Here is a 15816-nt window from a genome sequence, read left to right as displayed (position 1 = left end):
GCGGTTTCAGGTGAACAACTGCAGCTGTTCTTACGGGTCCAGCGCGGTGGATTTCCGATTCGGGCGCAGCTGTCCTCTGCGAGCCGTGGTGAGCCCGTTTCAGACACCAGCAAGCTTGCACATTCCAACGCGGTCATGGTGGACCTCGCTGGTGATGTGTGTGAATGGACTGCCCGCGCGCAAACGTCTCGACGATGAGCATCGCCGCGCCGCAGTGAACGCACACGAAGGTCGGCCGGGCCGGCTCAGCATCAGCACACCGGCGCCTCTCGATCTGCCCACCTGGCTTCTCAGGCACAAGCAGCTGGCGCGCCTGCTCGATGCACTCCCGCCGATGGTTGTTGGCCAGCAGACCGTAGTGCCTGATCCGGTGGAACCCGCTCGGCAGCACGTGCAGTAGGAAGCGACGCATGAACTCCTCGGGCGAGAGCGTCATCGTCTTGTGGCGCGTTTTGCCTTGGCCTCGGCACTTCTCACGGTAGTCCTTCCAGCGAAACGTCACCCCATGCTCGTCGTGCGCCACCAGACGCGAGTTGGAGATCGCCACCCGGTGGGTGTAGCGCGAGAGGTAGGCCAGCACTGCCTGTGGACCCGCAAACGGCTTCTTGGCATAGACCACCCATTCACAGCGTCGCAGCGGCGCGAGCCATCGCGCAAAGGCCCTCGGGTCCGCCAGCGCGGTGAGCTCCGAGAAGAACTTCAGCGTGCCCGCGCGGTGCTCCTGTTCCAGTGCTTCCAGGAAGAGCCGCCTGAACAGACGCGAGAGCACGCGCACCGGCAGGAAGAAACCCGGTCGGCAAGCCACCCAACGCTGGCCGTCGAGTGAGAGCCCACCGCCGGGCACGATGCCGTGGACGTGCGGATGGTGGGTGAGCGCCGAACCCCAGGTGTGCAGTACCAGGGTGGCGCCGATCTGCGCGCCCAGGTGCCGGGGATCAGCGGCGATGGTGCGCAGCGTCTGGGCCGCCACCTCGAACAGCAGGCCGTAGACGACGGCCTTGTTCCAGTACGCGATCTCGCTGATGGGCGCAGGCAGCGTGAAGACCACGTGGAAGTAGTCCACAGGCAGCAGGTCGGCCTGGCGTGCATCCAGCCAGCGCTGTGCAGCACTGGCCTGGCACTTGGGGCAGTGCCGGTTGCGGCACGAGTTGTAGGCAACCTGCAGGCGCTGGCAGTCTTCACAGCGCAGCACATGTCCCCCCAGCGCCGCACTGCGGCACTGTTCAATGGCTGTCATGACTTTGAGCTGACCCAGGCTCAGGTGGGAGCGCTGGGCATGCCGCCAGGCTGGCCCGTGGGTGCGGAAGATGTCCGCCACCTCCAGGGCAGCGGTGCCCATGGTGGGCCTACGCGGTGCTCAGTTGCTCCAGCGGACTGACCACCTCGCGCAGGATGTCGGTGGCCACCTGCGCGTACATGGCCGTCGTCTCCAGCTTCTTGTGCCCGAGCAAAACCTGGATCACGCGGATGTCCACCTTCTGCTCCAGCAAGTGGGTGGCAAAGCTGTGGCGCAGGGTGTGCATGGACACGCGCTTGTCGATGTTCGCGGCATCGGCCGCCATGTGAATGGCGCGGTTGAGCTGCCGGGTGGTCAGCGGTTCGACCGGGTTCAAGCCTGGGAACAGCCAGCCGCCGTCGAGCATCTTGCCTTGCGCTCGGGCCACACGCCACCAGACCCGAAGACGCTCCAGCAATATTGGCGAGAGCATGGCGTAGCGGTCCTTGCTGCCCTTGCCTTGTTCAACGCGCAGCGTCATGCGTTGGCTGTCGATGTCGCTGACCTTCAGAGACACGACTTCGCTGGCGCGCAGACCTGTGCCATAGGCCAGAGACAGCGCGGTCTGGTGCTTGAGGTTTCCAGTTGCGGCAATCAGACGAGCCACTTCCTCGCGGCTGAGCACCACCGGCAAGGTGCGGGGCACATGAACTGGCTGCATCTTGGCTGTCAGCTCTGCGCGATCCAGGGTGATCTCGCAAAAGAACTTCAGCCCGGTGATGGTGGCGTTGAGGGTCGTGGGTGAGGTGCCTTCGTCAACCAGGTGAAGCTGGAAGTTGCGCAGGTCTTCGACGGTGGCGGTATCCGGAGGCCGGTGAAGGTAGGCTGCAAACCGGCGCACGGCTCGGATGTAGGCGGTCTGCGTCTGGGGTGCAAGCCTGCGCATCCGCATGTCTTCGAGCATGCGTTGGCGCAACGGAGAAACCGTCGGATGGGGTGCGTTCATGATGGTGCTCCTGTTGTGACCGAGGCCAATTGCCTCGGTTCACAACATCGGCACGTGAGCCATCGACGTCAACCAACCATCTCAGCTCGGAGACTACCGCGCGAGCGGTTTAGTCCTCAGGCTGGGGCCGGTCATTCGATCCGCAGCGCCGAGTGTCGGCGGTCGGCAGAACCGGTCGCTCGACTTCGGCCCCGATCGACCTCACGGTGTAGTGCTACTGCGACTCGCCCGGACCTGACGCGCTTCTACTACTACGACGAAGATTGTTGAAATCAGCAGCAGGCCGGCGCGCCGCGAAGATGCGCCGACCTGCTGAACGCTAACTGAAACAGTAGACGCAGAGCTGACGGTGGTCGGGTCTCCCGGAGGTTCGAGAGCATCAATAGCGAAAGGCTTTCTGCATTCAACCAACAGCTGGGCGCTTCAATAGCTGGTTCCGTTTGTGATTCAATTTGTCACAGATGCGTTGCTGTTGATGGCAGCGTGACAAGAGCAAAGATTTGGCAATAAGGAGGTGGAGCAATGCTTGGAAAGTCTGACCCGCAGGGGGCTAAATGGCACCGCTGGGATCCGCATCTTCATGCGCCCGGAACGATCCTGAACGACCAGTACTGCGGCGAGGATGCATGGGGGCAGTTTCTTGCGAAGCTCGAAGGCGCCACACCGCGCATTCGCGCCATAGGCATCACGGACTACTACAGCGTCGACACATATGTCGCGGTTCGGAGGCACAAGCAGGCAGGACGGCTGCCGGACGTGGACCTGATCTTTGCCAATGTCGAGATGCGCTATGGGATCGGCACTAGCAAGGGTTCGCCGATCAACGTCCATTTGCTGGTTTCTCCGGAAGATCCCGACCATGTGGAGCAGATTCGGCGTTTCTTGCGCGCGCTCACCTTCGAGGCCTATGGCGAGACCTTTCGCTGTGATGCTTCGGACCTGATCCGGTTGGGACGAACCCACGACGCAACACTGATCGACGAGCGGGCCGCATTGGCTGTTGGCGCCAACCACTTCAAGGTCAACCCGGAGCAACTGCGTGCCGAATGGAAGCGAAGCGCATGGGTGCAGGAGAACGTACTGGTTGCGGTGGCTGCGGGCAGCACCGATGGCTCATCGGGGCTGCAGAGCGATGCATCGCAGGCGATCCTACGAAAGGAGATAGAGCGCTTCGCGCACATCATCTTTTCGTCGCAGCCTAAGCAGCGCGAGTTCTGGCTGGGGAGGGGCGCAGCGTCCATCGACAAGCTGGCTTCCGATTGGAACGGCTGCAAACCGTGTCTGCACGGCAGTGATGCTCATGCACCGGAGCAGGTCGGACAGCCGCAATTGGATCGGTACTGCTGGATCAAGGGGGATGTCAGTTTCGATTCTTTGCGGCAGGTGTGTCTGGAGCCAGGCACTCGCGCGTTCATCGGCGCTTCTCCGCCACGCGGTGCGCTTCCTTCACAGGTCATCGCCTCGATAGGCCTCACCAACGCCCAGTGGATGAGCGTGCCTTCGGTGCAGCTGAACCCGGGGCTGGTGGGGATCATCGGTGCCAGAGGATCTGGAAAGACCGCATTGGCTGACCTAGTCGCTGCGGCTGGCTTCGCGCTTTCCGGAGACCTGGACGAGCGGTCGTTTGTTCGCCGAGCGCACCGGCACCTCAATGGCAGCATGTCTAGGTTGTTGTGGGAGGACGGTACACCGACCGAAGTCGACTTAGGCGACCTAGAGAATTCGGGATTGCTCGAATCGCCTCGTGTGCAGTATCTATCCCAGCAGTTCGTGGATCGGCTTTGTTCCGCCGAGGGGATGACCGATGAACTGCTCGCCGAAATTGAGCGGATCATCTACATGGCCCATCCGAGTGAGGACCGGATGGGCACGACAACATTCCAGGAGTTACTCGATCTCAAGGCAGCGCACGGCCGCTCGATGCGTCAAAGCCACGAAGAAATGCTGGTGGAAACCACGACACAGTTGAACCTGGAGCGTGGGCGCCGAGCGGCATTACCTCAGCTGCTACGGCAGCGTGCGGATAAGTCGGCTGGGCTGGCGAAAGACCGGAAGGATCGGGAGAGCCTCATCGGCAAGGGCAGCGAAGAGCGCGCCAAGCAATTCGATGTCGTGTCTAACGCAGCAGAGGCCGTGCGTTCGCGCATTGAGCAGGCGCGTCGGCGTCGGCAAGCCCTGGGCGCATTGCGCGACGAAGTGGCCGACACAAGAGCCAGCAAAGCGCCGTTGCGACTGCGTCAGCTGCAGCAGGTCCATGCGGATGCAGGTCTGGAGACCGAAGCTTGGAAGGCGTTTCTGATGGACTTTTCTGGCGACGTTGATGGCATCCTGACCGCGGCCATCAAAGCGGTAGATGATCAGATCATGGCCATGGTCGGTATTCCCTTCAAGGAAGCAGAATCGGTGCCTGGAACACCGCCCTCGACCGTCTCTCTTTTGCCTGAGGGTTCTGACCTGAGCCAGCAGACCTTGGGCCTTCTGGAACGAGAGGCGGCTCGGCTTCGAGCATTGATCAATGTCGATGAGCAGGCAACTAGGGCGTTCAAGCGTCTGTCCGAGAAGATCTCCCGAGACGACGCTGTACTGGCGAAACTCGACCGGGACATCGCTACGGCCAATCAGGCGGAGGCTCGGATCAAGGAGTTGATCGAAGAGCGGCGCACCAGCTACGCCGCTGTTTTCGATGGCATCCTGGAAGAGGAAAAAGAGCTTTCCGCGCTCTATGAGCCGCTGAAGCAACGCCTCGCGGCTGAGGATGGCGCCTTGGGAAAGCTGGCCTTCTCCATCCGGCGGTCCGTCGATCTGGAGGCCTGGGCACAGCGCGGTGAGGAACTGCTGGATCTTCGCAAGGCCGGCCCCTTCAAGGGGCGCGGCGCATTGTTGGCGGCGGCACAAGCAGAGCTGCTGGCGGCATGGGAGGCAGGCACTAGTGCCGAGGTAGCGAGCGCGATGGCTGATTTCCGTGCCTCCCATGAAGCGCAGCTGGTGGACCATGCGCCCGTTGAGCGATCAGATACCGAGGCTTTTCGGGAATGGGGTGGACGCGTTTCCGCCTGGCTCTACAGCACCGACCACATCAGGATCACGTATGGCGTGCAGTACGAAGGGGTCGATATTGAGCAGTTGTCGCCCGGTACACGCGGGATCGTGTTGTTGCTGCTGTACCTGGCGATTGACCAGGAGGATGATCGGCCGCTGATCGTGGACCAGCCGGAAGAAAACCTTGACCCAAAGTCTATCTTCGATGAACTGGTGGACCGATTCCGCAGGACTCGCCTTCGCCGTCAGATCATTATCGTGACGCACAACGCAAATCTCATTGTCAACACAGACGCCGATCAGGTCATCGTAGCCAAGTGTGGGCCGCATCGTCCGGGGCAGTTGCCGGAGATTAGCTATCAGAGCGGAGGGTTGGAGAACCCGGAAATCCGGCGCCAAGTCTGCGAGATATTGGAGGGCGGCGAGGCGGCTTTCAAGGAGCGTGCGCGACGCCTGAGGGTGCGGATGTAGTGCCTGCGGCCAGCGCCAGGTTGCTCTGTGCGTTCGCTGTCGGGGTCGGTGTACCGATGGACTGAGCGTCCAATAGCTGGCGTTGATCGGTCATACGGCTTCCGAGCGTGAAGATCCGCAACCGCTGCAAAGTTGCCGTACAGGTAACGCTATTCCAACACTTCGCGAACTCTCGTACTGGTGCAGTCTCGTACCAAGCGCATCACGAAGAGGGTGGCGCCAGGCGTCCGTTGTAGAGAAAGTCTTCTGCGTCATAAATCGTTTCGTCGGAGAAACCCACCGCAACTTTCACCGTGATGCGGCCAGTGTTGGTCTGCTCGGCCTTGATGTGCGAGATACCGGCATCGCGCGAGAACGCCACCCGCTGTTGGTCGGTGCGGATATTGCGCACCACCACTTTTTTGATGCCGTCTTCCTTGGCCACCGTGATCGGTCCCTTGGGGGTGTCGTACAGGTAGAAACGATTGCGGAAGTTCGGCTCTTCGGAACCCCTGATCAGGCTCATCTCAAGCCGGGTGCGCAGCAACTGGGCTTTGTCCACGTCGTAGAAGCCAATCTCGTAACGGGCCGGTTCCATCGATTGAGGGACATGCCGGCGCACGACCACGAGGCGCGATGCCTCGATGTCGGCGCGCTGCGTCCATGCCAGGTGCCAATTCTCAGGCAGCAGTCTGGTGGCAATGCTCGTGGTCGGGAAATACGTGAATGCGCTGCTGCTGCGCAGAAGTAGGATGCCCCGGGAGCTGAGGTGGTAGTCGTAGGCCGCTGCGGTTGGGCCATCCAAGGGCGTGAAACGCCACTCCCCTCGAAAGCCCTCCAGATGGCCAATGGTCTCGGGCTGGCCAGACTTGATGAAATGGACCCGTCGCACGACGTAGTCCTGAACCCCGCTGCCCTTGACCAGGTACGTTGCCCAGCCGGTGGCACTGAAGCCGCCGACTTCGACGATGGGAGAGAGTGGGTCCACGTAGCGCACGTTGTGGTCGTGCTCCCACCCGAAGCGCCATGCCTTGAAGCCCGACTCCTGCGCGGTGAGGTGCCAGACGGTCTGTCGGGTGATGTTGGCCTCTGGCCGGGCGGCGCTTGCCCAGGTTCCGTCGGAACGAAGAACCTGCTTGTCCCCCTTGAAATCCTGCCTGGTGATGTCCTGGCCAACCCGTATGACCGAGTCTTCCCCGTGAATGGTGACGCACCCTGACATCAGCGCAGGAACGCCCAGCAGGCATTGTCGGCGAGTGATCATGTTTTCTCCCTGATGCAACCTCCGACAGTACCGGAGTGCTGCTGCAGCCGTGCTCAGGCCACTGTCAAAACGATCAGGATGATGGAGGCGACCATGCTGACCTGGCGAACGCCCATCCACAAATCAGCCGTGGCAATCCGCCCATCGGCGTACTGTCTCCACATCGCCAGCAGCATGCTGGCGCAGATCAGGAAGGTGATGGCCACGGTCAGCATCTGAATGGTGTTCCGAAGCTGGGACATTGAAATGCCCGAGCCGTTCTCGAAGCCTGCCTCCACGGCCGAAGAGAGCGACATACAGTTACCGTAGCCATCAGTCAGGCAGTTCTGGAGCGCGGTGTTCGGTGTCTGCGGGGTGAGGGTCCACCCGGTGCCGGGACCAGGTGAAGGCGAAGGGTTGGCTACAGGCGGACGGGTCACGCCGTCGATGCGGTCGGCCATCTCGCAGATGGAGGTGCCGTTGCGGTCGTTGAACCCTTCGCAGCGGCCGGAGCGGATCATGGTCAGGCAGTTGCCCACCCCCAGCTGGACACAGGCCAGGACCATGCTCGGAGTGACTGGACGGCCATCGAAGGTGGTCATTGCCGCCAGTTGTGCTGGCGCGGTGGTGCGCAGAGCCTGCGACATCACGGTTGCCCAGGCGTTGACCTGGTCCTGCAGGGGCAGATTGCGAAACTGTTCGGTAGTTATGGGCGGTCTGATGCTGGCGATGTTGGCCGTGTTCATCTGCAGCACGCCGTAGCAGCACGAGCCGTTGTAGACATCGAGTCGCCCACCACTCTCGAACATGGCCAGATTGCCGATGGCGTTGGCATAGTCTCGCAGCTGAGAACTGGCGTTGGGCGAAGCGAGAATGGCTGCGGCCACCTGATCGGACGTGACACGGGTATTGCTCTGGGCCCATGCGATGGTGGACACCAGGGCGAGCGCGCATGTCAACGGCAAGAGCACCCTTCGCAGCCAAAGTGACATCGCAGCCATCATGCGCCCTCTACGACGATGGCCCTGCGGCAGGCCGACACCTCTTTGCCATACTGGATCACCCTGAAGTACCCCGTGTTGGACTGGACATCAAAGGCGAACTCAGTGTGGTTTTTGGCCAGCGGCGTGTCGGGGTTGTTGTCGATGTGCAGGTAGCAAAAGCCCGCAAACTCCTTCATCACCGGTTGTGGCGTGTGGCCGACGTGGACCCGGGCCAGGCACTTGGAGAACATGTCCACCACGTTCTTGCCATTCAGGGGTGGCTCGCAACGGTCAAAGTCCATGACGCTCAACAGGGAGAACGTCAGCACGGAGTTCCTGGCGCTTCGCGCCTGGGCCAGCAAGACCCCCACGCTGAAGGCGGGTGCCTGATCGAACGAGCGCTTGACCTCATCGGACCACACCGCAAGAGCTGCCGCGTAGTCCTTCGACAAAGGCCTTGCGCCAGGTTTGGGAGGGTCCTGGAAGCGCACCTCGCGCATCGGTTCCCACTTCAAGCCAGCGGGGAATTTGACCTGATCGGTGCTCGTGGCGCGCACTTCGCCTCCTTGGGCGCGAGCGCTGGTAGCCAGGCCACAGAGCGATGCCGCGACGAACATCAGCGACCAAAACAAGGCATGCAAGCCGCGTTGCGTGACGAACGGAATTTTGGACGGAATGGTCGAGTGCATGGTTTCCTCCGGCTGAATTGATCTGAAGATCCGCCACTCTAATGAGGCAAGCTGGCGGCTTCCAGTTCGCTCATGAACACCTCAGGGGGGGTAGCGCCGACCAGGCGCTTGCCATTCGCCAGGAACACCGTCGGCGTGTTCTGGATGCGGTACTTTTCGCCAACCTTGAGGATGGCCAGTAGGCCAGAGGTGTCGCAGTCCTGCTTGCCGCCCATGGGCCTGCTGCCGGCCATGATGGCGCGCCACGCTGCGCCGCGGTCCTGCGCACACCACGCGGTGCGAGCCAGGGGTACCGACTCGGGCGAGATCACAGGGAACATGAACTTGTAGACGGTGACGTTGTCCAGCTGGTCCACGAACTTGGTGAATACCTTGCAGATGGGGCAGTTGGGGTCTTCGAAGACGGCGAGCTTTCTGGAGCCGTTGCCCCGGACCTCCTTGATCGCATGCTGCAGGGGCAGATCACCGAAGCCCACCCGGTGCATCTGCTCCATGTGGGCAGCCGTGAGGTCCTGTCGCTGCTGCATGTCGATCAGTGCCGCTCCAGAAAACCCGTACCGGCCCGACTCGTCCACGTAGAAGATCTCCGAGCCGACTTCGACCGCATACATGCCGGCAATCGGGGTGCTGCGGATGGCGCCGGGCTTGACCTTGCCCTGGGTGTTTCGCTCGATGGTGGCGCGCATCTGCGTGGCCTTGGGTTCCGCAACGGCGTTCTGTGCGATGGCAGTGCAGGACATGAGAAGGCCCGTCACTGACATCAGAAGAGATCTGCGCAGTTTGGAGAGTTGAAGCGTTTTCATGGTGGTGGGCTGGGGAAGAACTGGAACAGGGAGCGTCAGAAATCGAATGCCCGAACACCCCGCTCGGTGCGGCGAATCTCGACCGCATGGCGAATCTGTTCAGAGACGGCCACAGGGTTGGCCACGGCATTGACGAGCAGGGTGGGGCAGGTGGCGTCGGTGCTCTGGATCACGACCTGGCCACGGCCGAATATGGACTGCACAAGGGTGCCTTTGACGGAGATGTCCTTGACCCGGTATAACTCGACGGACTCGACGTGTTTGACCAGGATGCCGCTCTCTTCGATGAAACGCTGGTCGGTCAGGCTGTACCTGTGGCGCGCGGTGCGCAGATAGCGGTAGCCGGCGTAGAGGACTGGCAACACCAACCAAAACGTGAGAATGGCGATCAGGTAGACGCCGGCATTGCTGACCTGGCCCTCGCTGGCGCTCCAGAGCACGTGGGTCTCACGTACCTGAGCGCCGACATGCATTTGCTCCGGTGCGACTCTGGCAAGGAGATGGGGATCGGGTTGGTCCATGGCTCCAATCTATGAAGAAGGGCAGGGCCTTGCACTTCAAAACCTGCCGCAGAAAGGGCAGGTTTTCGCTTGACACGGGAGTGGGAATCTGCTTTAGCAGGGTCTACCAATCGGCAAGCTATCTAGTTGTAAATGGCACAAACCACGTCTCTACCCGAGGAAGATTGATACTGCTAAGCCCTAGCCACGGGCACGTCGGCCAGGCAGGTGGTGTAGGCCGGTGTCCGGCGCTCCTGCTTCATCGTCCACACCCGATTCGCTCCCGGTTTGCCGGTTCCACCGGAGTGCACGGTGCCTTTCCCGAAGCGTGTGTTGATCAGGTCCATGGCCGCCATGAGCCGAGAGCGATCGCGCGTGGCGGGTGCCTCGTTCGGGTCGCCCAGATCCAGCTCCCGCTGTTGAACGCTGGCCGGCTGCAGGTCGACCAAGATCACGCCTGCCTTGATGAACTGGTAGCCGGCCACGTACATGAACCGCATGCCGTCGGCTGCGGCCTTGGACAGCGCCAGGGTGTCATCGGTCGGTCTGCGCAGCGGTACCACCACACTGCGAGAGCACTGGGGCCCTGGCCGATAGGGCGAGGTGTGCATGAACACCAGCAGCTCGGTGGCCAGGCAGTTTTGCTTGCGCAGTTTTTCTCCGGCCCGCGCAGCAAACTCGCTCACGGCCTCAATCAGCGGTCCAAGCTGGTGAACCGGCTTGCCGAACGAGCGTGTGCAGGCGATCTGCTGCTTGGGGCCCGGGGCATCCTCCAGATCGATGCACGGCTGGCCCTGCAGCTCCCGCACCGTCTTCTCCAGGGTGACGCTCCAGCCGCGGCGCGCAGTGGCCGGGTCCATCCGCGTCAGGTCCAGCACCGTGCGGATGCCGCCTTCCCTGAGTTGTTCGGAGATGCGCGGACCCACCCCCCAGACATCCCCCACATCGGTCGCCAGCAGCACGTCGTCCAGGTCCTGGGCGGGCAGGGCGGCCAGGTTGAACACCTGGGCCAGCTCCCTCGGGTAGCTGCCCGGCTTGCGCTCGGCGGTCTTGGCGATGTGGTTGGCCAGCTTGGCCAGCGTCTTGGTAGGCGCCATGCCGATGCAGGTCGGGATGCCCGTCCACTGCAGGATGCGCTCGCGCACCTTGCGGCCTCGCGCCACCAGGTCACCGCGCACACCGTGCAGACCGACGAAGCTCTCGTCGATCGAGTAGATCTCCTGGGTCGGCCCAAGGCCCGCCGCCAGGGTCATCATGCGGTCGCTCATGTCGCCGTACAGCACGAAGTTGGCCGACAGCGCCACCAGACCGGCCGACTCTTCGAGGTGGCGGATCTTGAACCAGGGCGCGGCCATCTTGATGCCCAGGTCCTTGGCCTCGTTGCTGCGAGAGATGGCGCACCCGTCGTTGTTCGACAGCACCACGACCGGACGACCGTTCAGGCTGGGCCGGAACACCCGTTCACAGGAGACATAGAAATTGTTGCCGTCGACCAGCGCGTACATGGCCACATCCTCAGCACCTTGAACGATTCGCCAAGGCAACGAAGCGCTTGATACCGCTCGTGACCACACCCCAGACCTCGATGGTCTGGCCCTCCTTGGGCACGATGTCTGGGAAGGTGGGATTTGCCGCCTTCAGGCGTATGCGACCGGCGCGCTGATGCAACTGCTTGACAGTGAAATCCCCGTCCACCACAGCAACCACGATATCCCCGTGCATGGCCTTGAGCGCCCGGTCCACCACCAGCAGGTCGCCGTCGTCGATGCCCATGTCCCGCATGGAAGAACCCGCCACGCGGATCAGGAAGGATGCCTGGGGGTGCGGAACCAGGATCTCCGTCAAGTCCAACCGGTTGACTGCGAAGTCCTCTGCAGGCGACGGAAACCCTGCGCGAACACGGGCCTCCGGCATAGGCAGCACCAGCGGCACGGCCGCCAGCGGCAGGGGTGCAGAGCTGATGCAAATACTGTTCATATATCCAGTATATCCAGTTGGCCGTTTATGACAAGAATGCGGACATGTGCTCCAACTACGACGCCTGCACAAACACCGAGCGCCTCCGCCTGCACTTCGGGGTGACGCTGCCGCCGGGGACCAACCTGCGCACGGACGTCTGGCCGACCTACTCAGCGCCCTTCGTGCGGCGCCATCCGAACGCCGATGTGGGCGACGATGCCGTGCCACCACGCGAGGCGCTGCAGGGGCTCTTTGGCCTGGTGCCGCACTGGGCCGGCGAGGTGGCCTTCGGGCGGCGCACCTACAACGCTTCTGGAGCTCTGCTAACAGTTAGGAGCGGAAAATCTGCATGTAGTCATGACTTGGTCACGGTTAGCTGCGGGAGCGGTCGGTCGGATTGCCTGAACTGGCGGCAACGACCCTCTGCTGAAGTTCGGCAAGGCCCAGTGAATGACGGCAGTGCAGCGGGTGCTGCCGGTGGGGACGTACAGGTTATTCAGTGGTCCTTGCCACATTGCAGACATACAAGCCCTGACAATCGCAGCGATTGGGTGTCAGCTATCTGGAGTGATGCAGACACTCTTTACAGACCAACCTAGAGCGCACAAACTGCTTACTGAAGGTGCCTTTCCCGGCTTTCTTTTCTCCCGTAAGCGCGCCCCGTTAGCATGTTGGGCATGAAACAACTCTTTTGGAAGCAACGACCCCCTGGCAAAGTGATTGCAGGCTGGTTTGTCGCAATTTTTGCAGCCATGCCTGTTCACGCGGTTGAAGTCCAGTTCAACAAGGTCGTGGACGGTGTCTATGCCTTCATTGGCGAGACCGGTGCACGCAGCGAGAGCAACGAAGGTCTCAACGCCAACCTGGGTCTGGTGGTGACTACAGATGGTGCAGTCCTCATTGACAGCGGAGCAACTTTCCAAGGTGCGCGCCAGATTCACGAGGCCATTCGGCGCGTTACCAACCAGCCGGTGAAGTGGGTGATCAACACCGGCGGACAGGACCATCGCTGGCTTGGCAACGGATACTTTTTGAGTCAGGGAGCGGAGGTTCTAGCGCATGCAGCAGGTCAGGCTGACATGGTCAGTCGTGGTGGTGACCACGTGGCAGGCCTCCGCCAGGTATTGGGAGTGAAGGTAGACGGCACCGACCCGACATTTCCAAGCCAATGGATACAGGGCAAGGATGTGACGTTGACCCTCGGTGGCGTGACATTTCAGTTCAAGCACCGCGGCGGCGCCCATACGCCCGGGGATATGCTGGTCTGGCTCCCGCAGCAGCGTGTGGTTTTCAGTGGCGATGTTGTGTATGTTGACCGCATGCTGGGTGTGCTGCCGATCAGCAATACCAAGCACTGGCTGGAAACGTTTGCCGAAATGGAGCGCCTGGCACCAGTCCACATCGTCCCAGGTCACGGACGGGTGTCCAATCTGGGAAAGGCGCGAGTTGAAACCCGCGACTACCTCACGGCGCTTCGTGCCCACATGCGCAAGGCTGTCGATGAAGGGGCCGGCATCAGCACCGCTATCAAGAGCTTTGACTCAAAGCCCTTCATGCATCTGCTCAACGCCGCGGAGTTGATGCCAGGCAATGGCAGCCGCACGTATCTGGAGGTGGAGCGGGAGTGACGTGTCTTTGGCTGGTTGCTCCGAACCAGAGGCCTCAGCGCCCCAACGTGGAGGAGCCCCACTGCTTCAGTTGGCGTTCGTCGCTGGCGGCTTCGGCTTCGATACTGTCTTGCGGCAGTTGCTTGAGACACTCGGCGTAGGCCGCAGGGTCGAGCTTCTCGGCCACGGCCTGCTCTGCCACCACCTGCGGCGAGCGTCCGTCCCAGACGAAACGGTTGCCGTGCTGCACCGGATCGGGTTCGCAGTCGTTCTTGTAGAGCGGCGGGACTTCGGCGGTGAAGGCGTCGAAGACAATGGTCTTCTCAAAAATCAGGGGGTTGCCGTTGGGAGTGGGCGGCAAGGGTGGCATCTGCAGCACAGCTGCGCGGGCTCTCTGTTCGGCCGAGGCCGAGGTGGTCCAAAGGGTGTCGAGCTGGGCCAGTTTGCCGTTCGGGGCAATCTCGATGCGAAATCGCACAGCGCCTTGGTCGGGACCATCGTGGGCGGTACCCATCATGCTGCGGACCTGTTGTCCCCAATTGTGGCGGTAGCGTTTGCTGTTCTTCAACGTATAGGTCGCGGCCATGGCCCATTCCTGTGCAGTGGGAGCGGGCGGCGCGTCCATAAAAGCCCGCGGACGATCTTCCACCGGTGACGCCGCGACTGACTCCTGGGGCGAGAGAAGGACAGCGGCAGGGGCCGGGACGCGATTCGCTGCAGATGTCCGGGATGATGATTGATCGGGTCGCTCAGGCGGCGCAATGTCCTCTTTGTGCTGTGACGGAATCACCACCAGTTCCAGACGAATCACTTGCTGCTTTGGCGGATCCACCTCCGGCACGATGTTGCGGACCTGTGCGTATTGCACCGCCATGAACACGCCCAGGATGTGCAAACCCAGGGACGCCACAACTGCGAATACAAACTGAACTTGGCGCATCAGACGGCGCGGTCAGGCCATTTGCGGAGGCCAGTTGTGCGTCTCTGCCTGGCAGGTATTGCACCAGGCGTACAGCGCGTCGTACACCACCATGCCGTGGCGAAGCATCTCGTGGTCGTCTTTGAACACCTGCGACAGGCCGAGCGACACCGCGTACAGCCCGGCCGACTGCGGCGCGAGGTCCAGGCGCGAGGTGTCTGCGCCACGCACGATGGTGGCGAGCTGTTGCAGCGCTGGCTCGTCCAAGGCGTGCTTGGCGATAAAGGCATCGAAGCTGCACAGCTCGCCCACGTGGGTCATCTCGACGCCCGGGATGTCGTAGGGCGTGGCGCCCTTCTCGGCAGCGACCTTCAGCACGTCAGACGCTGGCACGTAGAGGAATTCAGCCGCCGGGTCGATGAAGCGGCTGATCAGCCATGGGCAGGCGATGCGGTCGATCTTCGGGCGTTCGCGGGTGATCCATTTCATGGTGCAGCTCCTTTGTTTTGGGTCGGACGACCATCGGCTTGCCAGCCGTCGATGCCGCCTTGAAGGTAGCTCGCCTTCACGCCCGCAGCCCGCAGCCGCATCGTGGTGGAACGGCTCACCTCATGTCCATAGACGCAATACACGACCACCTCACGGTCGGTCGGAAGCTCGGCGGCCCAGGTGCCCACGGCGGCCGGGTCACACCAGCGGGCACCGGGGATCACCGTGCCGGCCTGTTCGTACACGCCCGCCCGGCGCACATCGATCACGAGTGCGCCGCTCACTGCTTCGGCGGTCGCCCCGTGGGCCTCGCTCGCGGCGTGTACCGCGTTCTGATAACGCGCGTACACAGCCGCCCAGTCGATGTTGTTCATGAAGGCATCGACGTAGGCGCCGGCCGCTGCCCCGAAGTCGAGGTGGTAGGCGTGTTCGTACATGTCGAGCGCGAGAATCGGCACGCCGCCCGCGAGCACATGGGTGTGGTCGGCCGCCCACTGGTTGACCAGCGTGCCTTCGCGCGGCTGAAACACCAGCAACATCCATCCCGAGCCACCGCCCAGGGCTTTGGCGCAAGCGGTGAATTCTTCGCGCCACTGTTCCACGCTGCCGAAGTTAGCGCTCAGCGCCAGGGCGCAGGCGGGCTCCATCGTCTGCCCATCGCCACCCAGGCTGGCGAAGTACAGCTCGTGCAGCAGCATCGAGTTGGTGGCGATCAGCTCTTCGCGTTTCAGGCCGTTGAGCTGAAAACCCGGCGCAGTGGCAAAGGTGGTGCCTGCGAGCTGCTCGCGGATGGCGTTGAGCCGTTTGACGGCGCCGCCATAGTTGTTCTGGTGGTGGCTGTTTAGCAGTTTGGGTGAGAGACCATTCAAGGTATCGGCGTCAAAAGGCAGGGGCTGGGTCATTGCGTTCATAC

The 15816-nt window shown here is 62.1% G+C and carries 14 protein-coding genes; 2 read left to right on the top strand and 12 right to left on the bottom strand.

The features are described 5' to 3' along the window. Nucleotides 1-133: 133 nt before the first annotated feature. Both HPF_RS11685 and HPF_RS11680 read right to left on the bottom strand, forming a co-directional pair. Complete coding sequence (locus HPF_RS11685; RefSeq protein WP_133156687.1) at nt 134-1339, bottom strand: IS91 family transposase; 1206 nt, start codon at nt 1337-1339, stop codon at nt 134-136. Nucleotides 1340-1346: 7 nt separating this feature from the next. Then, nucleotides 1347-2222, bottom strand: a complete 876-nt coding sequence (locus HPF_RS11680; RefSeq protein ID WP_133156686.1) for a tyrosine-type recombinase/integrase — start codon at nt 2220-2222, stop codon at nt 1347-1349. A gap of 522 nt (nt 2223-2744) precedes the next feature. Here HPF_RS11680 and HPF_RS11675 point away from each other — a divergent pair. After that, nucleotides 2745-5732: a TrlF family AAA-like ATPase gene (locus HPF_RS11675; RefSeq protein WP_133156685.1), complete on the top strand. Its 2988-nt coding sequence runs from the start codon at nt 2745-2747 to the stop codon at nt 5730-5732. 202 nt (nt 5733-5934) lie between these two features. On the opposite strand, the gene HPF_RS11670 is transcribed toward HPF_RS11675, so the two are convergent. From HPF_RS11670 to HPF_RS11640, 7 genes are all read right to left on the bottom strand, one after another. Further along, nucleotides 5935-6975 carry a hypothetical protein gene (locus HPF_RS11670; RefSeq protein WP_133156684.1) on the bottom strand — a complete coding sequence of 347 codons (1041 nt, stop codon included), beginning with the start codon at nt 6973-6975 and terminating at the stop codon, nt 5935-5937. A 53-nt stretch (nt 6976-7028) separates the two neighbouring features. After that, nucleotides 7029-7892 (bottom strand): DUF3262 family protein, encoded by an 864-nt coding sequence (locus HPF_RS11665; protein WP_207959370.1) that lies wholly within the window; start codon nt 7890-7892, stop codon nt 7029-7031. Between the two features lie 62 nt (nt 7893-7954). Next, entirely contained in the window at nt 7955-8626 is a 672-nt protein-coding gene (locus tag HPF_RS11660; RefSeq protein WP_133156682.1) for a hypothetical protein, read from the bottom strand. Nucleotides 8627-8664: 38 nt separating this feature from the next. Further along, the gene (locus HPF_RS11655) at nt 8665-9366 is read right to left on the bottom strand and encodes a DsbC family protein (RefSeq protein ID WP_243721738.1); all 702 of its coding nucleotides are present in this window, start codon (nt 9364-9366) and stop codon (nt 8665-8667) included. A 98-nt stretch (nt 9367-9464) separates the two neighbouring features. After that, nucleotides 9465-9950: a PH domain-containing protein gene (locus HPF_RS11650; RefSeq protein ID WP_133156680.1), complete on the bottom strand. Its 486-nt coding sequence runs from the start codon at nt 9948-9950 to the stop codon at nt 9465-9467. A gap of 173 nt (nt 9951-10123) precedes the next feature. Further along, nucleotides 10124-11434 (bottom strand): Y-family DNA polymerase, encoded by a 1311-nt coding sequence (locus HPF_RS11645; RefSeq protein WP_133156679.1) that lies wholly within the window; start codon nt 11432-11434, stop codon nt 10124-10126. A gap of 10 nt (nt 11435-11444) precedes the next feature. Further along, on the bottom strand, nt 11445-11906 hold the full coding sequence (locus HPF_RS11640; RefSeq protein ID WP_133156678.1) for a LexA family protein: 462 nt from the start codon (nt 11904-11906) through the stop codon (nt 11445-11447). A 659-nt stretch (nt 11907-12565) separates the two neighbouring features. Here HPF_RS11640 and HPF_RS11635 point away from each other — a divergent pair. Beyond that, nucleotides 12566-13516, top strand: coding sequence for an MBL fold metallo-hydrolase (locus tag HPF_RS11635; protein WP_243721737.1), 951 nt, complete (start codon nt 12566-12568; stop codon nt 13514-13516). Nucleotides 13517-13550: 34 nt separating this feature from the next. Here the strand turns inward: HPF_RS11635 and HPF_RS11630 are convergent, their stop codons facing one another. The 3 genes from HPF_RS11630 to HPF_RS11620 are packed head-to-tail and all read right to left on the bottom strand — an operon-like array spanning nt 13551 to nt 15814. Next, entirely contained in the window at nt 13551-14435 is an 885-nt protein-coding gene (locus tag HPF_RS11630; RefSeq protein WP_133156677.1) for an energy transducer TonB, read from the bottom strand. A 12-nt stretch (nt 14436-14447) separates the two neighbouring features. After that, the gene (locus HPF_RS11625; RefSeq protein ID WP_133156676.1) at nt 14448-14903 is read right to left on the bottom strand and encodes a chromate resistance protein ChrB domain-containing protein; all 456 of its coding nucleotides are present in this window, start codon (nt 14901-14903) and stop codon (nt 14448-14450) included. Then, the gene (locus tag HPF_RS11620) at nt 14900-15814 is read right to left on the bottom strand and encodes a Fe-Mn family superoxide dismutase (protein WP_133156675.1); all 915 of its coding nucleotides are present in this window, start codon (nt 15812-15814) and stop codon (nt 14900-14902) included. The genes HPF_RS11625 and HPF_RS11620 overlap by 4 nt, the downstream gene beginning before the upstream one ends. Nucleotides 15815-15816: the final 2 nt, after the last annotated feature.

This window comes from Hydrogenophaga pseudoflava, assembly GCF_004353865.1.
In the GTDB taxonomy this organism is placed as follows: Bacteria; Pseudomonadota; Gammaproteobacteria; order Burkholderiales; family Burkholderiaceae_C; genus Hydrogenophaga; species Hydrogenophaga pseudoflava.
Note: the sequence above shows the minus strand (reverse complement) of the source record. Positions and strands in the feature narration are given on the sequence as shown.

Excerpts from the sequence above, each read along its gene's own strand:
- HPF_RS11685 (WP_133156687.1), bottom strand. The coding sequence starts at position 1,339 with ATGGGCACCGCTGCCCTGGAGGTGGCGGACATCTTCCGCACCCACGGG.
- HPF_RS11680 (WP_133156686.1), bottom strand. The coding sequence starts at position 2,222 with ATGAACGCACCCCATCCGACGGTTTCTCCGTTGCGCCAACGCATGCTC.
- HPF_RS11675 (WP_133156685.1), top strand. The coding sequence starts at position 2,745 with ATGCTTGGAAAGTCTGACCCGCAGGGGGCTAAATGGCACCGCTGGGAT.
- HPF_RS11670 (WP_133156684.1), bottom strand. The coding sequence starts at position 6,975 with ATGATCACTCGCCGACAATGCCTGCTGGGCGTTCCTGCGCTGATGTCA.
- HPF_RS11660 (WP_133156682.1), bottom strand. The coding sequence starts at position 8,626 with ATGCACTCGACCATTCCGTCCAAAATTCCGTTCGTCACGCAACGCGGC.
- HPF_RS11655 (WP_243721738.1), bottom strand. The coding sequence starts at position 9,366 with ATGTCCTGCACTGCCATCGCACAGAACGCCGTTGCGGAACCCAAGGCC.
- HPF_RS11650 (WP_133156680.1), bottom strand. The coding sequence starts at position 9,950 with ATGGACCAACCCGATCCCCATCTCCTTGCCAGAGTCGCACCGGAGCAA.
- HPF_RS11645 (WP_133156679.1), bottom strand. The coding sequence starts at position 11,434 with ATGTACGCGCTGGTCGACGGCAACAATTTCTATGTCTCCTGTGAACGG.
- HPF_RS11640 (WP_133156678.1), bottom strand. The coding sequence starts at position 11,906 with ATGAACAGTATTTGCATCAGCTCTGCACCCCTGCCGCTGGCGGCCGTG.
- HPF_RS11635 (WP_243721737.1), top strand. The coding sequence starts at position 12,566 with ATGAAACAACTCTTTTGGAAGCAACGACCCCCTGGCAAAGTGATTGCA.
- HPF_RS11630 (WP_133156677.1), bottom strand. The coding sequence starts at position 14,435 with ATGCGCCAAGTTCAGTTTGTATTCGCAGTTGTGGCGTCCCTGGGTTTG.
- HPF_RS11625 (WP_133156676.1), bottom strand. The coding sequence starts at position 14,903 with ATGAAATGGATCACCCGCGAACGCCCGAAGATCGACCGCATCGCCTGC.
- HPF_RS11620 (WP_133156675.1), bottom strand. The coding sequence starts at position 15,814 with ATGAACGCAATGACCCAGCCCCTGCCTTTTGACGCCGATACCTTGAAT.